The following is a 21,673-nucleotide window of genomic DNA, read 5'->3' as shown; positions in this document are numbered from 1 at the left end:
TCATTTGCCAGCCCTTGCATCATCCTCAATCAGAGCGAAGAGAAGATGATCTTGCCACATTCCGTTTATCTTTAGGTAAGAACGGAGCAGTCCTTCTCTCTGAAATCCGGCTTTTTCGAGAAGGCGGATCGATCTTTCATTGCTTGGAATACAGGCAGCTTCCAGGCGGTGCAACCTCACCTTGGTGAAAGCATAGGGGATGAGCAGGCTCAATGCTTCGTGCATGAAGCCCTGTCCGGCGAAAGGTGCGCCGATCCAGTAGCCAATCATGCCGTTCTGGCCGACACCGCGGCGGATGTTGCCAAGCGTGATGCCGCCGAGCAAGCGCTGGTCTGTATTGCGGAAGAGAAAGAACGGATGGGCCGTGCCTGCCGCCGCCTCGTCGTCATAATGGCGAATTCGATGGCGGAATGCGCCGCGCTCCAGATCATCGACCGCCCAGAGCGGCTCCCATGGCGCGAGAAATTCGCGGCTTTCGGCCCGCAGCGATGCCCAGGCGCGATAGTCGGAAAGCGTCGGCGGACGCAGGTAAATGCGCTTGCCCTGCAAGGGCGGGGCGACGCTTTTGAGAAAGGGCAGGGCGATCATTGCCGCTCCGGATCGCCGTCAGACCGCTATCTTTCTCGGGCTCGACGCTGGGGCAGTCAGTCCATGACGGATATCGGCGAACTTCATCAAGGAACCGATCGGGCCGACCGCAGCGACTGTAGGCGTCGTGTCGAGGAACAGGCGTCCGGCAAGGTCGGTCAAACGTTCAACAGTGATCTTCGAGAGACGCTCGACCAGTTCGTCGGTCGATATCGGATTTCCGTAGAGAAGCATCTGGCGTGCGATCTGTCCGGCGCGGCTTGCTGCGCTTTCATGCGACATCAGCAGGCTCGCCCGGTATTGCGCCCGTGCCCGGTTCAATTCCTCCTGGCTGATATTGCGGGCAGCAGCGTGCAACTCGTCAATGATCACGGGCACGAGCTTTTTCAGATGATTGCGGCCGGTTGCAGCATGGACCCCGAAAACGCCGGTCTCGGAGAACCCCCAATGGAACGCATAGACCGAGTAGCACAGGCCCCTCTTTTCCCGCACTTCCTGGAAGAGGCGTGAAGACATGCCGCCACCGAGGATCATCGCCAAGAGCTGCGAGGCATAGAAATCACGCACATGATAGGCGCGGCCCTCAAAACCGATCACCACCTGGGCGTCCATCAATTCGCGTTGTTCGCGGAAATCGCCGCCGACATAGTGGGAGATTTCGGGTTCCGGGGCCGTCGATTTCGGCCGGAACGAACCGAGGCGCTTTTCGACCTCTCGGACGAATTCGTCGTGCTTAACACCGCCGGTGGCGACGACGACCATGCGCTCGGCGCTGTATTGCTCGTCCATATAGCGGCGAAGGTCGGCCGACGAGAAGGATTGGACGGTCTCCGGCGTGCCAAGGATGGTACGTCCGATGGTCTGGTTCTGAAAGGCCGCTTCGGTGAAGCGATCGAAAACCACATCGTCGGGCGTATCGTGCGCAGCGCCGATCTCCTGCATGACGACGTTCTTTTCGCGCTCGAGTTCCTCGGCATCAAACTTCGAACTCGTCATGATGTCGGCGAGAATGTCGATCGCGAGCGGCATGTCATCGCGCAGGACGCGAGAATAATACGAAGTGGTCTCGACGCTGGTCGCGGCGTTGATTTCACCGCCCACATCCTCGATATCGGCGGCGATCTTCCAGGCGGAGCGGTTCTCGGTGCCCTTGAAGGCCATGTGTTCGAGAAGATGGGCTATACCGTGCTGGTTGCTTGCCTCGTTCCGTGACCCTGCCTTGACCCAAATGCCAAGGGCTACGCTCTCCACATGCGGCATTGTCTCTGTCGCAATCGTCAAACCGTTGGAGAGGCGACTGATTTCAACGCCCATGCAATGCTCCTTACTTTGCCGCTCTTGAATGCCGGCTCACATACTCTTCCACAATTTTAAGGTCGTTGGGAAGTACCGTGTACTGTTCTTTTCGTTGCATGAGATCACCCAGCCAGAGCGGCAGGTCTGGATGGACACCGCTTGCCTCCTTCACGGCATCCGGGAACTTGGCTGGATGAGCCGTGGCAAGGACAACGCTTGGCGCCGTCGACCGCAGAACTTCGCGTGCTACTTTCAGGCCGATGGCCGAATGCGGATCGAGCAGATAGCCGGACTGCTTTAGTACGCTCGCGATGATCCCGGTTGTCTCCGCCTTGCTGGAGCGGCCGGCATCGAATTCGGACCGGATGAAGCCGAGTGCCTTTTCGGCGATCGAGAAGCTTCCGGATTGCTTGAGGCCGTCCATAAGGCGCCGTACCGAGGCCGCGTCACGGCCGTGCGCTTCAAAGAGCAAGCGTTCGAAATTGGACGAAACCTGGATGTCCATCGACGGCGAGGTCGTATGTACCACGCCGCGCGTTTCGTAATTGCCGGTCTCCAGCGTCCTGGCAAGTATATCGTTGTCGTTGGTGGCAATGGCGAGGCGCTCGATCGGAAGTCCCATGCGCTTTGCAACGTAACCTGCGAAAATATCACCGAAATTGCCGGTTGGCACAGTGAACGAAATTGGCCGGTCGGGAGCGCCGAGGCTGAGCGCCGACGTGAAGTAATAGACGATCTGCGGCATGATCCGCGCCCAGTTGATCGAATTGACACCAGAGAGCGAGAGCGCGTCGCGGAAGTTGAGATCGTTGAACATGCCTTTGACGAGCGATTGGCAATCGTCGAAATTGCCATCGATGGCGAGCGCATGAACATTGGACGCTGCCGACGTCGTCATTTGCCGCTGCTGCACGGGCGAGACGCGGTTGTGCGGAAACAGAATGAAGATGTCGGTCCGGTCGCGGTTGGCAAAGGCCTCGATAGCCGCGCCGCCCGTGTCGCCGGACGTTGCACCGACGATGGTCGCCCGCTCGCTCCGCTTGGCAAGACTGTAGTCCATCAGCCGCGCCAGAAGCTGCATCGCCACATCCTTGAATGCGAGCGTCGGACCATGGAAAAGCTCCAGCACGAACTCATTATGTCCGGTCTGGACCAAGGGGCAGACCGCCTCATGGCGGAAGGTGGCGTAGGCTTCGTGCACCATGGCCTCGAAATCGGCCTGGTCGATGTCCCCTGCAATGAACGGCGTCAGCACGTGAATCGCGATCTCGGCGTAGGTCTTGCCCCGCAGTGAACGGATCTCGTCTGCAGAAAATTGTGGAAATTCCTGGGGAAGATAGAGCCCGCCATCGCGCGCAAGGCCGGCGAGAAGGGCATCGGAAAATCCTAAAACCGGCGCTTCGCCGCGTGTACTAACGTATTTCATCTCAAATATCCCTTGCCTTTGGATGCACGCGCCGCCTTGGCAAAAAGCTTGCGCAGCCCCGTCGCATTCTCATCGAACCGTTGATATAGAACACGTTCGTTCGTCAAGGTTCGTTCTACGAGGAAAGTTCAGTTCATGAAGTCAGAAACACAAAAAACTCTGCCCTTCTATCAACTTTGCGCCCCAATTTGTGCATTGGTCTTTGCTGCAGGTCTTGCGGCCTGTTCGACGAGCGGCGGGACCGTGGACACGAACTCCCCCAAGGCCCAGGCCACCGCCGAGGCCGACAAGCGCCTCACCGCCTCGCAACTGCGCGCCTTCTGCCCGCCCGTCACGATCCGCGAAGGAACCTCGGTCATCAACAATTACGGGAAGACCACCGACAAGAACCCGGCGAACCTGATTTATCAGGCATCCATGTCGGACGAAACCCGCTCTTGCAATTCTGACGACACGACGATGACCATGACTGTCGCCGTTTCCGGCAAGATCGTTCCCGGGGCGAAGTTCACGCCCGGTACAGTCACGGTGCCAATCCGTGTTGCCGTCATCCAGGGCTCCGACGTTGTCTACTCCAAGCTGAGCAGGCAGGCGGTTGCGGTCAACGACAGTGGCGCGGCCACCCAGTTCATCTTCAACGATCCGAACGTGAGCTTCCCCAAGCCGGCGAGCCGGAACGTTCAGGTATTCGTCGGCTTTGACGAAGGTCCGGACGATAGCGCCAAGGCAAAGACAAAGAAAAAGAACTAGATCGTCAACAAAGACGGCCGGTGGAAATACCGGCCGTCTTCTTTTTGACTGAAGCTGGATCAAACGGCTTCCGACCACACCGACATGGCTTCGATCACGGCCGGCAGATCGCGATGGCGGCTGATGACTGTTTCAGCGCCGGCATCCGTCAATTTGTCCGCATGACCCGGATAGGTGTGAGCGCCGCCGGTAAAGCCGATGACACGCATGCCGGCTGCCCGGGCCGCGTGAACACCATGTGTCGAGTCTTCGATTACGATTGCCCGCGCTGGATCGACGTTGAAATGCCGCGCCGCAAAGAGATAGACGTCCGGCGCCGGCTTCGGCTTCTGCGATCCAACCTCACGCGCCGAAAAGATGTGCGGGGCAAACAGATCGTAGAGCGTGCTCTGCTCCAGCATCATCTTGAGCGAGGAACTGATCGAGTTCGAGGCGATGCATTTCGGATATTTCAGCGAGGCAACGACCTGTTCCACGCCATCGATTACGTTGAGCTCGTTGCGCAGCTTATAATCCATCTGCTTGGCGGATTCTTCGATCAACTGCGCGGAAATTGGAATTCCTGCTTCCTTCTCGACCTGAAGCAGGATGTCGGTCCAGGTCAGGCCGGCAAAGCGCTCGGCAATGTCTTCGGGTTCGATCGGATAGCCTGCATCGGTCAGGAGCCTGGACTCGACCTGTGCGGCAAGGAATTCGGAATCGACGAGCACGCCATCGCAGTCGAAAATAATGAGCTGTGGTTCCATTAAATCATACCTGTTCGTGAAAATAGCGCTGCCATCGTGCAGCATTTCGGTCGCTTGGGGGATTTACCGGCATCGACTACACGCTAATTGTCCGGGCGTCAAAGAAAAGCGGGCTATGGCGATTTGGGTGGCGCTGAAGTTACCACTCCGTCACACCCCAGAAAGGTTGCGGGGTTCAATGCACCACGAACAGTTTCCCGCATAACGCCGGCTCTTAACGCGAAATTTACCGCGTCCGGTAACCATGAGGCTCTGTAATGCGTCCCCAGTAGTCGAGTACCCCATGTCCGTTGTTCGTCTCGTGAATGAACTGCCCCAGGCAGCGCCGCAATCCTCCTGGCTCGATACAATTTTGAAGGGCGACTGTGTGGCCGCCCTCAACCGGCTGCCGGATCATTCCGTCGATATCATCTTTGCCGACCCGCCCTACAATTTGCAGCTCGACGGTGATCTGCATCGTCCCGACCAGTCGAAGGTCGATGCGGTCGATGACCACTGGGACCAGTTCGAAAGCTTTCAGGCCTATGATGCCTTCACCCGTGCCTGGCTGCTGGCGTGCCGACGCGTTCTCAAGCCCAACGGCACGATCTGGGTCATCGGCTCCTATCACAATATTTTCCGCGTCGGCTCGATGATGCAGGATCTTGGCTTCTGGATGCTCAACGACGTCATCTGGCGCAAGAACAATCCCATGCCGAACTTTCGCGGTCGCCGCTTCCAGAATGCGCATGAGACCATGATCTGGGCATCGCGCGACCAGAAGTCCAAGGGCTACACATTTAACTATGAGGCGATGAAGGCTGCCAATGACGACCTGCAGATGCGGTCGGACTGGCTCTTTCCCATTTGCACCGGTGCGGAGCGTCTGAAAGATGAGAATGGCGACAAGATCCACCCAACACAGAAGCCAGAAGCCCTGCTTGCCCGCATTCTCATGGCATCGTCGAAACCCGGCGACGTCATTCTCGATCCCTTCTTCGGTTCGGGAACCACGGGCGCGGTGGCAAAGCGCCTCGGGCGACATTTCGTCGGCATCGAGCGCGAGCAGAAATATATCGATGCTGCGACGGCTCGCATCGCTGCCGTGGAGCCGCTGGCTGGGGCTGAACTCACGGTCATGACCGGCAAGCGCGCCGAGCCGCGCGTCGCCTTTGGCAGCATCGTCGAGTCCGGCCTGTTGAAACCCGGCGCCATCCTCAGCGATGCGCGGCGCCGTCACGCGGCCATCATCAGGGCCGACGGCACCGTCACGGCAGGTGGCGATGCCGGCTCCATCCACCGGATGGGTGCAAAGGCGCAAGGGCTCGATGCCTGCAACGGCTGGACTTTCTGGCACTATGAAGATGCAGGCGTTCTCAAGCCGATCGACGAGTTGCGCAAGCAGGTGCGAAGCGGCATGACGACAGCCGGAGGCTGACGTTCCGATCGGACGCGGACCTCCAGTGCCGTTCTGATCCGAAACGCTCAGGCTTCATGCCTGGGCGTTTCGTCTTTGGCGATCAGACGCGAATGCCGAGATTATTGAGATCCGCCTTCAGCGCCTCTGGACCGGTGAATTGCACGGACTGCCAGCCAGCTTGCTTTGCTCCCGCGACGTTCTTGGCGCTGTCGTCGATGAACAGTGTTGCAGCTGGCTCAAGTTCGAAGGCCGCGACATGGTGATCATAGATGGCCTTGTCCGGCTTGATCAGTCCGATATCACCTGAAACGGTTACGCCGCGGCTCTCGGTCAAGAACGGAAAGCGCTCCCAGGCCTCGCGCAATGTATCGGACGCGAAGTTGGTCAGCATGGTGACGTCATGGCCGTCGGCGATGAGCTGGCGCAGGATCGTGACGCTGCCATCGATCGAATGAGTGATCATCATGTGCCAGTTTTTGCGAAATGAACGGATGTGGTCTTCCTGGTCGGGAAAGTCCGCAATCAGCAGCGCCTCGGCATCGACCCATTTGCGGCCGCGGTCCTGTTCGATGTTCCATTCATGCGTGCAGATATTGTCAAAGAACCATTTCCGCTCGGCGGCGTCCGGAATGAGTTCCCGAAAAGCGGCATCGGGCTCGTAGTGGATGAGAACCTGGCCGATGTCGAAAACGATATGCTTGACGGGTGTCATACGTCCTTACCTCTTTTTGCAAAAGCGTGGGGGATGGCTGCTGCAATGACTTTTTTCATGACCGTAGGCAACGCCTCGGCTGAAAGTTTTTCGATTTTTACCCACCAACCGTCAAGGTTTTGCATTGCAGGGATATTGCCTGCCTTGAAGACGGCAAGCCGCAACTCGAAATGTGTGAAGATGTGCGTGATGTTGCCGGCAGCAATCCAGTCGGCCGCAAATGGCGCGCTGGCGATATCCGTCGCGCCGTCCTGACGCGCTGTCCAGGCTGTGGTGGGCACCTCTGCCATCCCGCCAAGCAAACCGGATTCGGTGCGACTGCGCAGCAAAACTTCGTTGTCCGCAGAGACGGCAACAAAGGCCGCCCCAAGGCGGATCGGCCTTTCCTTCTTGGCCGCCTTGACGGGATAAAGTTCCGGATCGCTCGTTTGCAGGGCCTCGCAGCCCTCCTTCACGGGACAGACAAAACAGGCCGGCCGCTTCGGCGTGCAAATTGTCGCACCGAGATCCATCGTGGCCTGCGCGAAATCGCCGGGACGTTCATCAGGGGTGAGCGCCTGCATGCGGGCGCGGATTTCAGACTTGGCGGCGGGGAGAGGGGTGTCGATTGCGTAAAGGCGGCTGATAACACGCTCAACATTGCCATCGACGACCGCGAAAGCCCTGTTGAACGCGATCGAGGCAATCGCCGCGGCCGTGTAGTCGCCGATCCCCGGCAATGACTTCAACCCGTTGATATCAGAAGGGAACGCTCCGCCGTGATCGGCGCATACGGCATCGGCGCATTTCTTCAGATTGCGCGCCCGCGAATAATAGCCAAGCCCCGCCCAGGCGCGCAGGACGGCGTCCTGGCTGGCAGCAGCAAGGTCCTTCACGGTCGGCCACTTTTCGACAAAGGCGTTGAAATAGGGCTTCACGGCCTCGACCGTCGTCTGCTGCAACATGATCTCGGATAGCCAGATTCGGTAGGGATCCACAGATTTCCCGGCCTTCTGCTCGCGCGGCGAAATGCGCCATGGTAGAATCCGGTGGTGAGAATCATACCAATCGAGCAGGTTGGCGGTTATTGGTTGCATCAATCTCAAACTGCGCTACACGGGGCCAACGGTTCATACAGAACCGCTGCGAGTACAAGAACAAAAATATTCGGAATCATGAATGTTTCCAGATCAGTTGACCAAGCCCTTGATGCTCCCCGCCAGGGGACATTTTATTGGAATCGATCGCAATAATCGCATTTTTACATTTCTCTTCGCGCTTTTCCCGGGCCTTTTGGCAAGTGGGACGTCAGTTACGCTTGTCCTTGCCTTCATATGGGCAGTTATCTCGCTGGCGTTCAAGCGCTTCCCCTTCAAATTGACGCCGACTGAAAAACGCGTCGCCTGGTGCGTCACTTTCTATATCGTCGTTACGGTCGTCTCGGTCGTCCTTCATCCCAATGCGAAAGCCGGCCTCACCTATATTCTGAAAATGATCCCGTTCCTCGCCGTTTGGGCGGTACTTCCGCGGCTTCATGCCGGCGTTTCCGGCCGCCTCGTACCCTTCCTGATCACCGGCGCCGGCATCGGCATGATCGGAGCACTCGCCTACAGCCTCGTTCAGATAACTTTCTTTGCCACGCGCGCTGAAGCCGGCGCCGGCAATGCTGCCGTCTTTGGCCTGTTTGCTGTGCTCTTCGGCAGTATCTCGCTCCTCAACGCCCACTCAAATAGCAAGACCGAGCGTGTGATTGCGATCCTGGGCTTTGCCTGCGGAATGGCCTGCGCTTTTCTTTCGGGAACAAGGTCGGCCTGGCTGGTCATGCCGGTGCACTTTGCGATCCTCTATTGGTATTTGCGTGGCCAGTCGTTGCCGTCGCTTACCAATGCGGCGAAGGTTGTGGGAACCGTCCTGATCGTGGCGGTCATTTCCGTCGCGTCAATCAAGGTAACCGAGCGCTACCATGCGCTCGAAAGCGATATCACCCACCTTGACCAGCCGCAGGAGAACATCAACTCGCTGAAGGCCCGTCTTATGCTCTGGTCGGCCGGCGCGCAGGTATTCCTGCAGTCGCCGCTTCTCGGCGAGGGTCCGCAGAACAGAATGTCCTCGGTCAACGCGGTGTTGAATTTGCCGCCTGAAAAGCAGATGACATTTACCCATGTTCACAACGGACTTTTGAACGCAGCGGTTGACGGCGGCATTCTCGGCGTCCTTGGTGTCATGGCGCTCCTTGCTACCCCTCTCATCGGCGCGCGCCAGAAGGAGCCGGGACCGGGCCGCGACCTTGCGACGGCAATCGCGTTGCTCTTGCTGTCGAGCTACATCATAACCGGCATGTTGGGGATCATGTTCGGCCACGACGCCACTGACGCCGTGTTTATCTATCTGACCATCTTGATCTGCTGGATGCCGGGCAATGCACCATTTCTTTCGATCCCCCAGGTTGCCCAACACGCCGAGGCTGACGTTGCGGCGCTGAGTGCAAGGGCATGAACTTGGGCAGGTTGCAAAGGGAAACGGGAGAACGATGAAGGCCATTGTCACAGGAGCCGCTGGCTTTATCGGTTTCCACGTTGCAAGAAGGCTCGCAACCGAAGGCGTCGAGATTGTCGCGATCGACAACGTCAATGACTACTATCCGGTAGCGCTCAAGGAAACGCGGCTATCGGCTCTTGATGGCCATGCCGGCATCCGCTTCGTGCGCGCCAACATTGCCAATGCCGGCGAACTCGCCGCTGCGATCGGCGAAGATACCGATGCCGATGTCATCATTCATCTGGCCGCCCAGGCGGGGGTTCGCTATTCGGTCGAAAATCCCGCTGCCTATGTCGACGCGAATGTCCATGGTCAGGTCACGGTCTTCGAACAGGCATTGCGGATGAAAAAGCGACCGCCCATCGTCTATGCGAGTTCGTCTTCGGTTTACGGGACCAACAGCAAAGTGCCGTTTTCCGAGAGCGATCCTGTCGATAATCCGGTTTCCGTCTATGCGGCGACGAAACGTTCCGGCGAGCTCCTGGCCCATTCCTACCGGCATGTGCACAAGATTGCGTCCACCGGACTGCGTTTCTTCACCGTTTACGGCCCTTACGGCCGCCCTGACATGGCGCCTTGGTTGTTTACGGATGCGATCCTCAAAGGGGAGCCGATAAAGGTTTACAACCACGGCAAGATGGAACGGGATTTCACCTTCATCGACGATATCGTCAATGGCGTCGTTGGCGCAATGAACCGCATCCTGACCAATCCTGAAGCAACGGCCCCGGTCTATAATCTCGGCAACAACAAGCCCGTCGCCCTGATGCGCTTTATCGAGATTATCGAAAAGGCATGCGGCCGCGAAGCGACCAAGGAATTTGCGCCCATGCCGCCCGCCGATGTGCCGCGCACCTATGCCGATATCGACCTTGCCGCACGCGATCTCGGGTTTTCTCCCTCGACTTCGTTGGAAGAAGGCATACCTTTGTTCGTAGAGTGGTTCCGCGGCTACAATGGCCGCTGACATGATGGCGACGATCCGATGAACGATAGCCAACAGCGGAAAGGATTCCGGCCCTTGGCCGATCCCGCCGCGGGGATCCTCGATCCTGTGTTGCGCAAACGGGCCGGGATCACGATCGAACTCGTCCAGGCGTGGGACGAAGTCGTCGGCTCGAGTCTTGGCGGATTGTCCCGCCCGCTGAAACTCATCTGGCCCCGGCGCGCCCGCGAGGATGATCCGTTTCAACCGGCCACCTTGGTGATTGCTTGCCAGGGATTCACCGCGATGCGCGTCCAGCATGAGACCGGCGAAATCATTAGCCGTGTCAATGCCTTCCTGGGCTTTGCTGCGGTCGGACGCATCAAGATCGAGCAAAAGCCGGTCGCGCTGCCCGTCGTGAAAAAGCGTTCCTTGCCGCCCGTCGACGCAGAGACCTCACGGAAGATCAGCCATGCTGTCGAGCCTATCGAGGATGACGGATTGCGCGAGGCCCTCGAGCGGCTCGGAAACAGCATCCATGCGGAGCGCAAGGGGCGCTGAGTTGCCACGGACCGACCCTTGATCCTTCACGAAAAATTCAAAGACAGATCGCTGTCTCTGCCTTAAAGAGACTGCCATGGGGCTCTAACGAGTCAGTAGACAGATCAAACACCGGAGACAGGTGAACTTATGACTGAATTCTTCACCCGCAGAAACGTACTGGCGCTTGCCGCCGCCTCGACGGCCGCCATTGCTCTTGCATCCGGCCAGGCATGGGCCCAGGAAGCAGCAAAGCCTGCGGATGGCACAGCGCCGGTGAAGGCCCCCGAGCCGGCGGGCAAGATCGACGAAGCCAAGCTGATGGCGCCAGGTACCTTGAAGGACATCGTCATGGGCAAGGCCGAGGCGCCTGTCACCATCGTCGAATATGCGTCGATGACTTGCCCGCACTGCGCGCATTTCGCCACGACGACCCTGCCGACGATCAAGGAAAAATACATCGACACCGGCAAGGCGAAGCTCATCCTTCGCGAATTCCCGTTTGATCCGCGTGCCGCAGCCGCCTTCATGCTTGCACGGTGCGCGCCGGAAGATCGCTATTATCCGATGGTCGAAGTCCTCTTCGCACAGCAGGAACAATGGGCGGGCGCAGCAAATGCAGAAGAACCTTTGCTGCAAATCTCTAAATTGGCCGGTTTTACACAGGAGTCGTTCAAGGCTTGCTTGACGAACCAAAAACTTCTGGATGATGTGAATGCTGCGCGTGAGCGCGGAGCCAATGAATTCGGAGTAAATGCAACTCCGACTTTCTTTATCAATGGCTCGAAATACTCGGGAGCCCTTTCGGTTGACGAAATGTCGGCGATCATCGACGGCCTGCTCTAATACCTGCGATACAGTTGTCGGCGGGTGCTTCGGTGCGCCCGCCGTTTGCATTCGGGCGCCGGTTGACGGGAAGGGCTGCTGATGCGCTTCACCAAACTCCGCCTCCTCGGCTTCAAATCCTTCGTCGAGCCAGCTGAATTCGTCATCGAAGGCGGGCTGACTGGCGTTGTCGGCCCCAATGGCTGCGGCAAGTCCAACCTTGTCGAAGCGCTGCGCTGGGTGATGGGCGAGAATTCCTACAAGAACATGCGCGCATCCGGCATGGATGACGTGATATTCTCCGGGTCCGGAACGCGCCCATCGCGCAATACGGCCGAAGTGACGCTCTTTCTCGACAATCAGGACCGCACTGCTCCGTCTGCATTCAACAATGCCGATGAACTGCAGGTATCGCGCCGCATCGAACGCGAGGCGGGGTCCGTATACCGCATCAACGGCAAGGATGCCCGCGCCAAGGACGTGCAGCTGCTGTTTGCGGACCAGTCCACAGGCGCACGCTCTCCCTCCATGGTCGGACAGGGCCGCATCGGCGAGCTTATTCAGGCAAAGCCCCAAGCGCGCCGTGCATTGCTCGAAGAAGCTGCGGGCATTTCTGGCCTGCACACGCGCCGGCATGAGGCGGAGCTGAGGCTGCGCGCGGCCGAGCAGAATCTCGAGCGGCTTGAAGACGTTGTCGGCGAACTCGAAACCCAGATCGAAAGCCTGCGCCGGCAATCGCGTCAGGCAAACCGCTTCAAGAGCCTTTCCGCCGATATCCGCCGTTCCGAAGCGATCCTGTTGCATCTGAAGTGGGCGGTCGCCAAGGCGCATGAAGGCGAAGCCCAGTCGGCGCTGTCGGTGGCGACATCGGGCGTCGGCGAGCAGGCCCAGCTGCAGATGAATGCCGCCAAGGAACAGGCAATCGGCGCGCACAAGCTGCCGGACCTGCGTGAGGCAGAGGCGAAGGCCGCCGCGGTGCTGCAGCGCCTCACCATCGCCCGCGCACAACTCAATGAAGAGGCCGAGCGTATCCGCGCCCGCCAGGGCGAACTTGAAAAGCGACTTGTGCAATTTACGGCAGACATTGCCCGTGAAGAGCAAATGGTGCGTGACAATGCCGACGTACTCGCCCGGCTCGAGGCAGAGGAACAGGCGCTTCACGAAGAAAACGCCGGCGCCGGCGAACGCGAGATTGCGACGCGGGCCGAATTCGAACGCGCCGATGCGAAGCTGAAGGAAAGTGAGGCTGCGCTTACCAAGCTTACGGCAGAACGCGCCGAAGCTTCCGCCGAACGGGCGCAGATCGAGCGCAATATGCGCGATAGCGCGGAGCGCCGCGACCGGCTGGTACGCCAGCTTGGCGATGTCGAACGCGATCTCGCCAGTGTGATCGGCGAGATCTCGTCCTTGGCGGACCCGGTCGAAAAGCAGGGACTGGTTGAAGCCGCCGAAGCCGAGTTGGCGCAGGCCGAAGAGTCCGCGATCATTGCCGAAGCTGCCGTCGAAAATGCGCGCCAGCGAGAAGCGGAACTGCGGCAACCCTTGCAGGAGACGCGTGCTGAGCTTGGCCGTATTGAAACCGAGGCGCATACACTTGCCAGAATGATCAACGCCGGAGGCACGGATCTTTTCCCGCCGGTGGTCGAGTCGATCAAGGTGGACAAGGGGTACGAAGTTGCGCTCGGAGCCGCACTCGGCGAAGATCTCGACGCACCGACCGATCATGGTGCGCCCGTATTCTGGAGCGAAGTCGACAATGCAGGCGGTGACCCGGATCTTCCGTCCGGCGTCCGGTCGCTCTCGGAGTTCGTCCGCGCCCCACGGCAATTGGCACGCAGTCTGGCGCAGATTGGCGTCGTCCATGAAGCCGATGGCGCCCGGCTGCAATCGTCGCTGCAGGCCGGGCAACGGCTGGTCAGCCTCTCCGGTGCGCTATGGCGCTGGGATGGCTATACCGCAAGGGCCGATGCACCGACGCCGGCGGCGCAGCGGCTTGCCCAGAAGAACCGGCTGGCAGAACTCGATCTCGAAGTTGTGGCGGCAACGAAACGCCTGCGCGAGGCGGAAGCCGCGATTGCCGGCGCCGAAGCCAATGTCCGTCAATTAGTCGATGCCGAACGTGGCGCCCGCGAGCGGGTCCGCGGCACGCAACGCGCAGTGAGCGACGCACGCGAGGCGCTGGCAGCGGCGGAGCGGGCGGCGGGCCAACTGTCGAGCCGCCGAGCAGCGCTCGAAGAGGGCAAGACACGGCTCGCCGAAACGCTCGAAGAAGCGCACGAACAGCATGTGGACGCCGAAACGAGGCTGGCCGATGCGATCGACCTGCATGACCTCGATTTGCGTCTCGCCCATCTGACAAGCGAGGTCACGCAGGACCGCGCCGGACTGTCGGAAGCGCGCGCCATTCATGACGGGCTGCGCCGCGAGGCGGACAATCGCATGCGCCGGCTCGAATCCATTGCATTTGAGCGCAAGAGCTGGATCGGGCGCGCCGACAACGCCGACCGCCAGATCAAATCGCTGATCGAACGGCGGCTCGAAACCGAGCGCGAATCCGAACAACTCGCGGATGCACCGGAGGAAATCGAGGATCGCAACCGTACTCTGCTGTCGCAGCTTTCCGAGGCCGACCTGCTCCGCCGCGATGCCGCAGACCGGCTTGCCGTGGCCGAAAGCCGCCAGCATGAACTCGACCGGGCCGCAACCGAAGCCATTCAGGCGCTGGCGACAGCGCGTGAGGGCAGGGCGCGCGCCGAAGAACGCCTCGCGGCAGCGCAGGAGCGGCGCAAGGATACCGAAGCGCGCATCACTGAGGCCCTTCACTGCGCACCGCACGAAGCCTTGAAGCTGACAGGTCTCGGACCCAATGATCCGCTGCCGGATGTAGACGCCACCGAACGCAATCTTGAGCGGTTGAAGATCGAGCGCGAACGGCTCGGTGCAGTCAACCTGCGCGCCGAGGAAGAGCAGGAGGAACTTTCCGCCCGTCTCGAAGCGATCGTCAGCGAGCGCGAGGACATCATCGAGGCCGTCAAGAAACTGCGCCAGGCTATCCAGAGCCTCAACCGCGAAGGTCGCGAGCGTTTGCTTGCGGCGTTCGAGGTGGTGAACGTCCAGTTCCAGCGCCTGTTCACCCATCTCTTCGGCGGTGGCACGGCGGAACTGCAACTGATCGAATCCGACGATCCGCTCGAGGCAGGGCTCGAAATCCTTGCGCGGCCGCCGGGCAAGAAACCGCAGACCATGACGCTGCTCTCCGGCGGCGAACAGGCGCTGACGGCCATGGCGCTGATCTTCGCCGTGTTCCTCACCAATCCGGCGCCGATCTGCGTGCTCGACGAAGTCGATGCGCCGCTCGACGATCACAATGTCGAGCGCTTCTGCAATTTGATGGATGAGATGGCTTCCTCGACGGATACGCGGTTCGTGGTCATTACCCACAACCCCATCACCATGGCGCGGATGAACCGGCTGTTCGGCGTCACCATGGGCGAGCAGGGTGTAAGCCAGCTTGTTTCCGTTGATCTGCAGACCGCGGAGCAATTGCGCGAAGCGAGCTGAGTTGCAGCCGCTGAAATGACGAAGCTTTTCAAAGCTTAATGCTGTTTTACTCTGCTAATCGATTTGAATGGTGCAATGCAGCATTTTTCTATGGTGCTTGACGGATCGATCGCGTAGACCTCTCTTGTGCCAAGGGAGGCTGCTAGAATGAAATGGGTCTACACGTTCGGTGACGGCAAGGCAGAGGGTTCTGCCAATGATCGAAATCTCCTGGGAGGCAAAGGCGCCAATCTCGCCGAGATGTGCGCGCTGGGCCTGCCAGTCCCTCCGGGCTTTACGATTACCACCGATGTGTGCAGCTGGTTCTACGAGAACGGCCGCAAATACCCTGAAGCGCTCGCAGCCGACGTCAAGAAGTCGCTGGAGCATATTGCTGCCGTGACCGGCCGAACCTTCGGCGACAAGGCAAAACCGCTTCTCGTTTCGGTGCGCTCGGGTTCACGTGCATCGATGCCCGGGATGATGGATACGGTCCTCAATCTCGGCCTGAATGACGAAACCGTGGAAGCAATCGCCGAGGAATCGGGCGATCCCCGTTTCGCCTATGATAGCTATCGCCGCTTCATCCAGATGTATTCCGATGTCGTCATGGGCCTCGACCACTCGGTTTTCGAGGAGATCCTCGAAGACACCAAGGCCAATCTTGGCCACGAGGTCGATACTGCGCTTAGCGCCGACGATTGGAAAAATATCATCGAGCTGTACAAGGAAAAGATCGAGGAAGAGCTGGAAAAGCCATTCCCGCAAGACCCCGAGGAGCAACTCTGGGGCGCGATCGGCGCTGTATTTTCAAGCTGGATGAACACGCGTGCGATTACCTATCGCCGCCTGCACGGCATTCCGGAAAACTGGGGCACCGCCGTCAACATCCAGGCGATGGTCTTCGGCAATATGGGCGATCGCTCCGCGACCGGCGTCGCCTTCACACGCAATCCATCAACCGGCGAAAAGAAGCTTTATGGTGAGTTCCTGGTCAACGCCCAGGGCGAGGATGTCGTTGCCGGCATTCGCACGCCGCAGAACATCACCGAGGATGCGCGGATCGCCGCCGGTTCCGACAAGCCGTCGCTCGAGAAAGTCATGCCCCAGGCTTTTGCCGAGTTCTGCGCCGTCTCGGACCGGCTTGAGAAGCATTATACCGACATGCAGGATCTCGAATTCACCATCGAGGACGGCAAATTGTGGATGCTGCAGACGCGGGCCGGCAAGCGCACGGCCAAAGCTGCGCTGAGGATTGCCGTCGACATGGCGAACGAGGGGCTGATTACCCGCGAAGAAGCCGTGTTGCGCATCGATCCGGCCTCGCTCGACCAGTTGCTGCACCCGACCATCGATCCGAAAGCCAAGCGCGACGTGATCGGGACCGGCCTGCCTGCATCTCCGGGCGCTGCCACGGGTGAACTTGTCTTCTCTTCCGAGGATGCCGAACAGGCGAAGGCCGAAGGCCGCAAGGTCATTCTCGTGCGTATCGAGACGAGCCCGGAAGACATCCATGGCATGCATGCGGCAGAAGGCATCCTGACGACGCGTGGCGGCATGACCAGCCACGCGGCTGTGGTTGCTCGCGGCATGGGCAAGCCTTGCGTCTCCGGCGCTGGTTCATTGCGGGTCGACTACCGCAATGAGACGCTGCTCGCCATGGGGGTCGTTCTGAAGAAAGGCGACATCATCACCGTCGATGGCGGCACGGGGCAGGTGCTGAAGGGCTCCGTGCCCATGCTGCAGCCGGAGCTTTCGGGCGATTTCGGCCAGATTATGGAATGGGCCGACAAGACGCGGCGCATGAAGGTGCGCGCCAATGCCGAAACCCCGACCGATGCACGCACGGCGCGCTCGTTCGGCGCCGAGGGCATCGGTCTTTGCCGCACCGAACACATGTTCTTCGAAGGCGAGCGCATCGTCGCCATGCGCGAGATGATCCTCGCCGACAACGAAAAGGGCCGCAGGATCGCGCTCGAAAAGCTGCTGCCGATGCAGCGATCGGATTTCGTCGAATTGTTCGAGATCATGAACGGCCTGCCGGTCACGATCCGTCTGCTCGACCCGCCCTTGCATGAATTCCTGCCGAAGACCGAGGAAGAAATCGCCGAGGTTGCCGCTGCGATGAATGTCAGCGCCGACAAGTTGCGCGAGCGAACCGACAGTTTGCACGAATTCAACCCGATGCTTGGTCACCGTGGTTGCCGCCTCGCAATTTCCTATCCGGAGATCGCGGAAATGCAGGCGCGCGCCATTTTCGAGGCAGCCGTTGCCGCGGCCAAGTCGACCGGTGCGCCGGTTGAGCCGGAAATCATGGTGCCGCTGGTCGGGCTTCGGGCGGAACTCGATTTCGTCAAGGCGCGCATCGATGCGGTTGCTGCCGATGTGATGAAGGAAGCCGATATCAAGATCAATTACCTCGTCGGCACCATGATCGAATTGCCGCGCGCCGCCGTGCGGGCGCATTCGATCGCCGAGGTCGCCGAGTTCTTCTCCTTCGGTACCAATGATTTGACCCAGACCACGTTCGGCATCTCGCGCGATGATGCGTCCTCCTTCCTGACGACCTACCAGGCGAAGGGCATCATCGAGCAGGATCCGTTCGTCTCAATCGACGTGGACGGTGTCGGCGAACTCGTCCGCATCGCCGTGGAAAAGGGCAGGGCGACACGCCCGGGTATCAAGCTCGGCATTTGCGGTGAACATGGCGGCGATCCGGCCTCGATCAAGTTCTGCGACGAAACCGGGCTCGACTATGTGTCCTGTTCGCCGTTCCGCGTGCCCATCGCTCGACTGGCAGCGGCGCAGGCATCGGCGAAGCCAAAGAAAGGCTGAGCGGTTCTGCCTTAAATCCGCTCGGTTTGCTTGGCCTATCTGCGCGGGAGATTCCTTTAAGAACGGCGAATATCGTGCGCAAAGCCTTGCCAGCCCTCACCGCCCTCCTGCTGGCGCTGCCCATGGCGAATGCCGTGGCTGGCGACAAGCCGCATTTCGTTGAGCCGAAACTCTACATTGCGAAGGGCGGGCACGCCGGGCCGCAAGTCGCCCTGACTTTAGATGCCTGCGCCGGCCAAACCGACATGCGCATCCTTAATGCCCTTGTGGACAATCGCATTCCGGCGACGATCTTCGTTACCGGTCGTTGGCTCAAGCGCAATCCGGAAGCTGTCGCAATCCTGCAGGCACATCGGGATCTGTTCGAACTCGAAAACCATGGCCTCAATCACGTACCTGCGATCGACAACCAGCCGGAGATGTTCGGGCTGAAGACGGCAGGCTCGCAGGAAGCGATCCAGGCCGAGATCGCAGGCGGAGCGCTCGCCATGGAGGCAACGGCCAAGGTGAAGCCCGTATGGTATCGCGATGCAACGGCCCGCTACAGCGACGACGCGATCGCACTGGTCCATTCGATGGGCTATCGCGTCGCCGGCTATTCGCTCAACGCCGATATGGGTGCATCGTTGATGTCGGCCCAGGTTGAAAAGCGTATCGCCGGAGCCAAGGATGGCGATGTCATCATCGCCCACATCAACCAGCCGTCGCGCGTTGCCGGTGCCGGCGTCGTCAAGGGCGTTCTTGCCCTCAAGCAAAAAGGCTTCCATTTCGTTCGTCTCGAGGACGTGACGGAGAGCGAAAAGCCGGTGCAGTCGGGCGTCTAGAACGCTTGACGAACCGCGCTGGTTCACTAAGAGTTATTGTGAACCACAGGGATCACTTGAAATGACCGCTTTCACGGTGCGCGTGCCAGACGAAACAGCGGCGAAGCTCGATCAGCTCGCGGAAAAGCTTGATCGATCGAGATCGTACATGGCCGCACAAGCCATTGAAGACTACGTGGCGCGCGAAACATGGCAACTGGCGGAGATAGAATCCGGCCTGGCTGAGGCGGATCGCGGCGAATTCGCGAGCGACGAGGACATTGCCGCAACACTTGCCAAATACGTAAAGTAATCCATTGAAATGAGCCAAAGAAGAATTCGCTGTACCCTTCGGGCGCTGCGACGGCTCGATGAAATAGGCAGCTATATAACCTCGGAAAACCCCGCAGCGGCTAAGCGTGTCGTCGGGCGAATTGTTTCAGCAGTGGAAAAGCTTGTCGCGCATCCCGCCATGGGACGCGCCGGGCGCATAAGCGGGACGCGGGAAGTCATACTCGGCGACATTCCCTACATCATCGCATACCGGGTGGGCGATAATATCGAGATTCTGACCATCTTGCATACGGCACAACGGCCGCCGGGAAAGCTCTGAAAAAAACGGCCGCGCAAGGCGGCCATTTTCATTTCCATAAATTTCGGGATCAGGCAGCAGCGCGCAGGCTGTTGCTGGATACATGCGCTTCGGTATCGGCGAGCGCGAGTTCGAAGCGATTGAAGAGCTCGTTGAGCTCGGCCTCGGTGATGATCATCGGCGGGCAGAATGCGATGGAATCGCCAATGGCGCGCAGGACGGCGCCGTGACCCTCCAGGAAACGCGCGAGTTGCGCCGCAACCCCGTGCGCCGGATCGAAGGAGCGCTTGGTGGCCTTGTCGGCGACGAGTTCGACCGCGCCCATCAGTCCACAATTGCGCACATCGCCAACGAGCGGATGATCCTTCACCTTGGCAAGCCGCGCTTCGAAGGTCGGCGTCAGGCGGCGCACCTCCTCGACAATATTGCGACGCTGGTAAATCTCGATCGCCTTGATGCCGAGCGCGCAACCGACAGGATGTCCGCCATAGGTGAAGCCATGGCCGAACGTGCCGAGTTGGGCGCTGTGATCGACATAGGCCTGGTAGACGTCTTCGGGCACCAGCACGGCGCCGAGCGGCGAATAGGCGGCGGTAAGCTGCTTGGCAGCCGAGATCGTCGTCGGCGTCATGCCGACGCTCTGGCTTCCCCACCAGTTGCCGGTGCGCCCGAAACCATTGATCACCTCGTCGGAGATGATAAGGATGTCGTGCTCGCGCAGGACGGGTTCAATCGCCGCGAAGTAATTTGCCGGCGGCACGATGACCCCTCCCGCGCCCATGACCGGCTCGGCGATGAAGGCGGCAATCGTCTCCGGACCCTCGCGCTCGATCATGTCCTTCAACGATTGTGCGAGGCGCGCGACGAACTCCGCTTCGCTCTCGCCTTCAAGGCCGAAACGATAATAATGCGGGCAATCGGTGTGTAGGATCCCCGGCACCGGCAGGTCCCAACCCTTGTGATTGCCCGGAAGTCCGGTGAGCGAAGCCGACATGACAGTGACGCCGTGATAGGCTTTCACGCGTGAGATGATCTTCTTTTTATTCGGCCGGCCAAGCGCATTGTTGTAATACCAGGCAAGCTTGACCTGCGTATCGTTGGCCTCCGAACCCGACGACGTATAAAACACCTTCGAGATCGGCACCGGCGCCAGTTCCTTGAGCTTTTCGGCGAGCTCGATGGCGGGCTCCATGCCCTTGCCGCCGAAGAGGTGATAATAGGGCAGCGTGCGCATCTGCTCGGTTGCCGCTTCGATCATTTCCTCGTCGCCGAAGCCGAGCCCAGCGCACCAAAGGCCCGACATGCCCTCGATATATTCCTTGCCCTGCGTATCGTAGAGATAGACGCCCTTGCCATGGCCCATGACGAGCGGCCCCATCTCCTGGAGCTTGTGGATCGGGGTATAGGGATGAAGGATTGCGTTGACGTCGCGCTGCTGAACATTGGTGAGGGGACGGCGGTTCGCCATTTCAGGACTCCGGCTTGAAGAGGAAGCTTCAATCTTAGCGAGAGTTGTCGGCAAGCGAAAGGCGAGGCGCGTGAAAAGGCACTAGGACCGCAAGCCTTTCATGACAGCGGCGAAATCCGGCCCGAGCTTGTCGAGGAGCGTCGTCTGGTCCTGTTCCGGCGTGACGCTGAGCGTGGTCCCGTCCTTGCCGAGCATGATAAAAACGGTCTGGTCCGTGGTGCCGTCGGAAATCGAAATGGCGCCAATGCGTTGCTCGTCGCTATCTTCGGGAGCCCGGATGTTGAAGATCACCTCGCCATTGACGAGTTCCGCGGCCTTTTGGAGCGCGCCTTCGAATCCGTCGGCCACGATATCCTGCGCGCCGAGCGCAAGCTCGATCTCGACAACCTCCAGTGATACCGGTTTGTCAACGTCTGGCATCATGCCCCAGCCTCATCATTTCTATCTATTTATTTTTATTACTTAACTGGCCCGCCGGCTGCCGCTTTTTCCGCGGCGTGAATGCAACCCAAATCACCACCGCGATGATGTCAGCAGAGCGGCGAGCCATCCACTCACGAAATGTAAACGCGCTAAACGTGCGGTCGGTCGTGCGGCAAGATGATGCAGGTTCCGGAATGTCGGGGCCTGTCATCCAGCTATTACATTTGCCCCGTATTCGCTACATCAATTCAAATTCTTGATGCGTGCTTTCTCATGTAAGAGGTTGTG

At 59.6% G+C, this 21,673-nt stretch carries 19 protein-coding genes; 11 read left to right on the top strand and 8 right to left on the bottom strand.

The genetic code is table 11. The features are described from left to right. The 3 genes from GF108_RS10930 to thrC are packed head-to-tail and all read right to left on the bottom strand — an operon-like array spanning position 1 to position 3,310. The gene (locus GF108_RS10930) at positions 1 to 588 is read right to left on the bottom strand and encodes a GNAT family N-acetyltransferase (protein ID WP_027230062.1); all 588 of its coding nucleotides are present in this window, start codon (positions 586 to 588) and stop codon (positions 1 to 3) included. Positions 589 to 606: 18 nt separating this feature from the next. Next, on the bottom strand, positions 607 to 1,902 hold the full coding sequence (locus tag GF108_RS10925; protein ID WP_027230061.1) for a pitrilysin family protein: 1,296 nt from the start codon (positions 1,900 to 1,902) through the stop codon (positions 607 to 609). Positions 1,903 to 1,912: 10 nt separating this feature from the next. Next, the gene (gene thrC, locus GF108_RS10920; protein ID WP_153667963.1) at positions 1,913 to 3,310 is read right to left on the bottom strand and encodes a threonine synthase; all 1,398 of its coding nucleotides are present in this window, start codon (positions 3,308 to 3,310) and stop codon (positions 1,913 to 1,915) included. Positions 3,311 to 3,553: 243 nt separating this feature from the next. Between thrC and GF108_RS10915 the strand changes: the two genes are divergently transcribed. Further along, on the top strand, positions 3,554 to 4,060 hold the full coding sequence (locus GF108_RS10915) for a hypothetical protein (protein WP_051614805.1): 507 nt from the start codon (positions 3,554 to 3,556) through the stop codon (positions 4,058 to 4,060). Between the two features lie 59 nt (positions 4,061 to 4,119). Here the strand turns inward: GF108_RS10915 and GF108_RS10910 are convergent, their stop codons facing one another. Next, positions 4,120 to 4,806, bottom strand: a complete 687-nt coding sequence (locus GF108_RS10910) for an HAD family phosphatase (protein WP_153667962.1) — start codon at positions 4,804 to 4,806, stop codon at positions 4,120 to 4,122. Between the two features lie 283 nt (positions 4,807 to 5,089). Between GF108_RS10910 and GF108_RS10905 the strand changes: the two genes are divergently transcribed. Then, the gene (locus GF108_RS10905; RefSeq protein WP_153667961.1) at positions 5,090 to 6,223 is read left to right on the top strand and encodes a site-specific DNA-methyltransferase; all 1,134 of its coding nucleotides are present in this window, start codon (positions 5,090 to 5,092) and stop codon (positions 6,221 to 6,223) included. 82 nt (positions 6,224 to 6,305) lie between these two features. Here the strand turns inward: GF108_RS10905 and GF108_RS10900 are convergent, their stop codons facing one another. Together GF108_RS10900 and mutY are read right to left on the bottom strand one after the other, a co-directional pair. Further along, entirely contained in the window at positions 6,306 to 6,917 is a 612-nt protein-coding gene (locus tag GF108_RS10900; protein WP_153667960.1) for an HAD family phosphatase, read from the bottom strand. Continuing rightward, entirely contained in the window at positions 6,914 to 7,993 is a 1,080-nt protein-coding gene (gene mutY, locus GF108_RS10895) for an A/G-specific adenine glycosylase (RefSeq protein ID WP_153667959.1), read from the bottom strand. Before mutY ends, GF108_RS10900 begins: the two co-directional genes overlap by 4 nt. Positions 7,994 to 8,075: 82 nt before the next feature. Here mutY and GF108_RS10890 point away from each other — a divergent pair, with 82 nt between their 5' ends. The 9 genes from GF108_RS10890 (at position 8,076) to GF108_RS10850 (ending at position 19,515) form a co-directional block, all read left to right on the top strand. Beyond that, positions 8,076 to 9,392, top strand: coding sequence for an O-antigen ligase (locus GF108_RS10890; RefSeq protein WP_153667958.1), 1,317 nt, complete (start codon positions 8,076 to 8,078; stop codon positions 9,390 to 9,392). Between the two features lie 34 nt (positions 9,393 to 9,426). Beyond that, positions 9,427 to 10,401 (top strand): SDR family NAD(P)-dependent oxidoreductase, encoded by a 975-nt coding sequence (locus GF108_RS10885; RefSeq protein WP_153667957.1) that lies wholly within the window; start codon positions 9,427 to 9,429, stop codon positions 10,399 to 10,401. Between the two features lie 18 nt (positions 10,402 to 10,419). Beyond that, positions 10,420 to 10,920, top strand: coding sequence for a DUF721 domain-containing protein (locus GF108_RS10880; protein ID WP_113281724.1), 501 nt, complete (start codon positions 10,420 to 10,422; stop codon positions 10,918 to 10,920). A gap of 129 nt (positions 10,921 to 11,049) precedes the next feature. Then, positions 11,050 to 11,745: a DsbA family protein gene (locus GF108_RS10875; protein ID WP_153667956.1), complete on the top strand. Its 696-nt coding sequence runs from the start codon at positions 11,050 to 11,052 to the stop codon at positions 11,743 to 11,745. An 81-nt stretch (positions 11,746 to 11,826) separates the two neighbouring features. Next, the gene (locus tag GF108_RS10870) at positions 11,827 to 15,285 is read left to right on the top strand and encodes a chromosome segregation SMC family protein (RefSeq protein ID WP_153667955.1); all 3,459 of its coding nucleotides are present in this window, start codon (positions 11,827 to 11,829) and stop codon (positions 15,283 to 15,285) included. Between the two features lie 147 nt (positions 15,286 to 15,432). Continuing rightward, complete coding sequence (ppdK, locus tag GF108_RS10865; protein ID WP_091949986.1) at positions 15,433 to 18,099, top strand: pyruvate, phosphate dikinase; 2,667 nt, start codon at positions 15,433 to 15,435, stop codon at positions 18,097 to 18,099. Positions 18,100 to 18,221: 122 nt separating this feature from the next. Further along, complete coding sequence (locus tag GF108_RS10860; protein WP_153668258.1) at positions 18,222 to 18,923, top strand: polysaccharide deacetylase family protein; 702 nt, start codon at positions 18,222 to 18,224, stop codon at positions 18,921 to 18,923. 61 nt (positions 18,924 to 18,984) lie between these two features. Further along, positions 18,985 to 19,215 carry a CopG family ribbon-helix-helix protein gene (locus tag GF108_RS10855; RefSeq protein ID WP_091949988.1) on the top strand — a complete coding sequence of 77 codons (231 nt, stop codon included), beginning with the start codon at positions 18,985 to 18,987 and terminating at the stop codon, positions 19,213 to 19,215. A gap of 9 nt (positions 19,216 to 19,224) precedes the next feature. Next, complete coding sequence (locus tag GF108_RS10850; RefSeq protein WP_153667954.1) at positions 19,225 to 19,515, top strand: type II toxin-antitoxin system RelE/ParE family toxin; 291 nt, start codon at positions 19,225 to 19,227, stop codon at positions 19,513 to 19,515. A 49-nt stretch (positions 19,516 to 19,564) separates the two neighbouring features. On the opposite strand, the gene GF108_RS10845 is transcribed toward GF108_RS10850, so the two are convergent. Together GF108_RS10845 and GF108_RS10840 are read right to left on the bottom strand one after the other, a co-directional pair. After that, a complete protein-coding gene (locus GF108_RS10845; RefSeq protein WP_153667953.1) occupies positions 19,565 to 20,962 on the bottom strand; it encodes an aminotransferase in 1,398 nt (465 codons plus the stop codon). Positions 20,963 to 21,043: 81 nt separating this feature from the next. Next, positions 21,044 to 21,385 (bottom strand): hypothetical protein, encoded by a 342-nt coding sequence (locus GF108_RS10840; protein ID WP_153667952.1) that lies wholly within the window; start codon positions 21,383 to 21,385, stop codon positions 21,044 to 21,046. Positions 21,386 to 21,673 lie beyond the last annotated feature (288 nt).

Origin of the sequence: Phyllobacterium sp. SYP-B3895 (genome assembly GCF_009647635.1) — a bacterium.
Taxonomy (GTDB): domain Bacteria; phylum Pseudomonadota; class Alphaproteobacteria; order Rhizobiales; family Rhizobiaceae; genus Phyllobacterium; species Phyllobacterium pellucidum.
This window is presented reverse-complemented; position numbering and strand designations above follow the sequence as displayed.